This is a genomic window from Candidatus Coatesbacteria bacterium, assembly GCA_014728225.1.
In the GTDB taxonomy this organism is placed as follows: domain Bacteria; phylum RBG-13-66-14; class RBG-13-66-14; order RBG-13-66-14; family RBG-13-66-14; genus WJLX01.
The window spans coordinates 1-3,022 of sequence record WJLX01000009.1 but is presented as its reverse complement, the minus strand read 5'-3'; the positions used below and the strand labels follow the sequence as shown (position 1 = coordinate 3,022).

3 protein-coding genes are annotated in these 3,022 nt (G+C 63.7%); all 3 read right to left on the bottom strand.

Translation table 11 applies throughout. The features are described 5' to 3' along the window. Positions 1-120 precede the first annotated feature (120 nt). Positions 121-294, bottom strand: coding sequence for a hypothetical protein (locus tag GF399_00855; protein ID MBD3398863.1), 174 nt, complete (start codon positions 292-294; stop codon positions 121-123). Between the two features lie 85 nt (positions 295-379). Next, positions 380-565 (bottom strand): hypothetical protein, encoded by a 186-nt coding sequence (locus GF399_00850; GenBank protein ID MBD3398862.1) that lies wholly within the window; start codon positions 563-565, stop codon positions 380-382. A gap of 675 nt (positions 566-1,240) precedes the next feature. Further along, positions 1,241-2,653: an MATE family efflux transporter gene (locus GF399_00845; GenBank protein ID MBD3398861.1), complete on the bottom strand. Its 1,413-nt coding sequence runs from the start codon at positions 2,651-2,653 to the stop codon at positions 1,241-1,243. Between the last annotated feature and the right edge of the window lie 369 nt (positions 2,654-3,022).

Below are 3,022 nucleotides of genomic sequence, written 5' to 3'. Positions count from 1 at the left end.
ATCTCGGCGACCGTTGGAGCGGCGGCAACGGTCCGCCTCCGCAAAAACCGTGCCGGTTCCGGACGGGGCGGTCTATCGCGCCGCGGGGGGTTGATCTCCCGGCCGCCGCGGTCGCCGTTGTCATTTAGCGAGCTTCTCCCCCAGGAGCAGCCCGAACAGCAGGGCGAAGGGGATACCGAAGATCGCCAACCAGAGGCCGAGGTTACCGCTGAAGGCGGAGAAAAGATTTCCGGCGATCCAGGCGCTGACGAGGCCGACGATCAGGACGATCCGGCGGCCTTCGCCGGCGCTCATTGCAGCTTACCCGTGGTTTTCGTCATTAAACCGCTCCCTCTTCTTTACGAAGACCAACCCGCCGGCTGTAGGTTTTAGCTGTGCGTCACTTCTTGGCCAGCATCCCACCGAAGAGGAACCCACCGATACAGGCCAGGGGAACTAGGAGCAGCGAAGAGGCCCAGTAGCCGATCCCCAACTGCAGGGCGACGTAGCCCAGGAACAGGGCGCCGGTCCAGCAGAAGCTCAGCAGGCAGCCCTTGAGGTGGTTGACTTTTTTCTTGGCGGCCATCGGTTTTTTGGCTCACTTAGCCGTAACGGACCACAGCATTCCTGTAACCCACCTGTCAAAGGTAGGTTAGGAGGCATATTGCCGTGCACGTAGACCGAGCTCTTGGTGTCAACTACCGGGGGTCTCCAGATACACTGGATGCCCGCTGTGTCGGCTCGTCGCCGTTTGATCGTCTACTCCCGTCCCTTGGCGCCGACGGAGCCAGCTGGGTCCTGCGCCACCCATAGCATTTTGTTTAGGGATCGCTGTTTTGCACCGATCCGCTAAATACCCACAACACAATCACGGAAAGGCGGCTGGACGGGAATGAGCCAGGCGGATTGGTTGATGTTGGTGTGGCAGAGCCCGGGGAGCGTCAACTTCGAGAAAGTGGTCCCGCGAGCCGGGATTGCGCGCTCCACGGCCCGGCAGCGCCAGCCCCATCAGGGAGCGTCAAGTCCCATAGCGGTTGAACCCAACCCGTCGGGACTGCTCACCAACCGCCAGAAAGGCAGTCGGTGAAAGCGCTGCTCGTGACATCCTCCATCAGCCTTCTCGGTAACTTGGGACGGGGGTATCCACTCTCAGCAGAAGGGTCCAGAAGCATGCCTATCGTCTTGGTATGTTTATGCTTATCTTGAGCAACCGGCCCATCCTGCTCGGTGGACGCCACCGCTTAGCCGACCTGCGGCGCGGCTAGGCCAGCTCGACCTCCATCCAATGGTTCTGGCGGAAGCGCAGCCAGATGTAGAGCCCCTCGACGATCTGGGAGAGGAAGACGGCCAACCAGATGCTGTAGTCGTGCCAGCCGAAGACGAAGACGCCCAGGGCGGCGGCGGGGATCTTGACGGCGGCGTTGGCGATGATCGCGCCCCACATCGGCGGTTTGGTGTCACCGGCGCCGCGGAAGGCTCCGCCGTAGGTCCAGGCCAGCACGCTGATGATCGAGCCCAGACCGATGAAAATCAGGTAGTGGTGTGCCATGTCCAGCACATGTCGGGTGGCGTAGTCGTTGCCGCCGGAGAGGAAGATCGAGGCCAGCTCGCGGCCGAAGAAGATGAACAGCGCCGCGACGAAGAGCTGGATCACCACGCCGATGACGCTGACCTTGTTGGCGGCCTCCCGGGCCCGCCGGGGTTCGTCACGGCCGAGGAACTGGCCCACCAGGGGTGCCGGGGCGGCCATCAGGCCCTGGGCGAAGAACTGGCCGAAGGACAGGGCTGTCATCCCGATGGTGAAGGCGGTGGCGACGAAATTGGCCACGCCGCCGCCGGGCAGGGGCGTCGTCAGCCGGCTGGCCAGGGCCATCATCACCATCCCGGTCAGCGGCCGGGTTATCGACTGCCCGGTTGCCGGCAGTCCGATGCGCAGGAAGCGTTTGATCGCCGGCCAGCGGGGCCGGTTGCCGAAAAAGCCCCTGAGGGAGAGGTTGCTCCAGCGCAGGCCGTAGGCCAGCAGGATCACCCCGGTCCCCAGGGCGTGGCTGATGGTGGTGGCCAGGGCGGCGCCACGGATGCCCAGGGCGGGGAAGCCCCAGTGGCCGAAGATCAGCAGCCAGTTGAGCAGGACGTTGATCCCGTTGATGCTGACGAAGGCGAACATCCCGGTGCGGGTGTCCCCGGAGCCGGAGAAGGCGGAGTGAATGGTGAAGGCCACCATCATCAGGCCGAAGCCCGGGGAGAAGATCCGCAGGTAGTCGACGGCCATCGGATACTGGGCCGCGGTGGGCTGGTAGAAACCGATCAGCAGGGGGGCGGTCAGATAGACGATGACGGTGAAGACGAAACCCAGCCCCGCCGCCAGCCAGACCGCCCGGTGGCCCGAGGCCTCGGCCTCCTCGAACTCCTCGGCGCCCCAGTGGCGGGCGACGATGGCCACGGCGCCGGCGGCGACGATTTGGATGAAGGAGAAGACGAACCACACCACACTGCCGGCGAACCCCGAAGCCGTCACCTGATCCACCCCCAGGGAGCCGATGAAGATGCGGTCGACGATGTGGGCGAAGTTCATCAGGATCCCGGCCAGGGCCGCGGGCCAGGCCAGTTGCCAGATATTCCAGTAGAGGCTCTTGTTGTCGAGGTCGAGTTTGGCCAAGGTGACTCCGATGATATCCGCTGGTAAACGCGCCGGTGGGAGGAGGGATTATACCAGCCCGACGGTCTGTAGTGCAGTGACCCGTACAATATATCTGCGAGCTATTTAACGACGGCGTAACGGCCCGGCGACCGCCGGCCTGGCGCCGCCGGGAGCGGTCGGTTATAATCGCCCCCCTTCGAGCTTGTCTGACGAAACCTTCACGGCGCAGCCCGTATCAAATCCAGCGGGGGACATCGTGTCCGCGCCGCAGCCGTTGACCCCGAGCGCTTGATCGTGGAACATCCGCTCTTCAGTTGCGTAAGTAAAAACGCCTCCTCCGGCGCAGACGCTTCCGCTGTTTGTATAACCGGTTGAAAAACCGCCAACCTACCCCGGGAGACT

Excerpts from the sequence above, each read along its gene's own strand:
- GF399_00855 (MBD3398863.1), bottom strand. The coding sequence starts at position 294 with ATGAGCGCCGGCGAAGGCCGCCGGATCGTCCTGATCGTCGGCCTCGTC.
- GF399_00850 (MBD3398862.1), bottom strand. The coding sequence starts at position 565 with ATGGCCGCCAAGAAAAAAGTCAACCACCTCAAGGGCTGCCTGCTGAGC.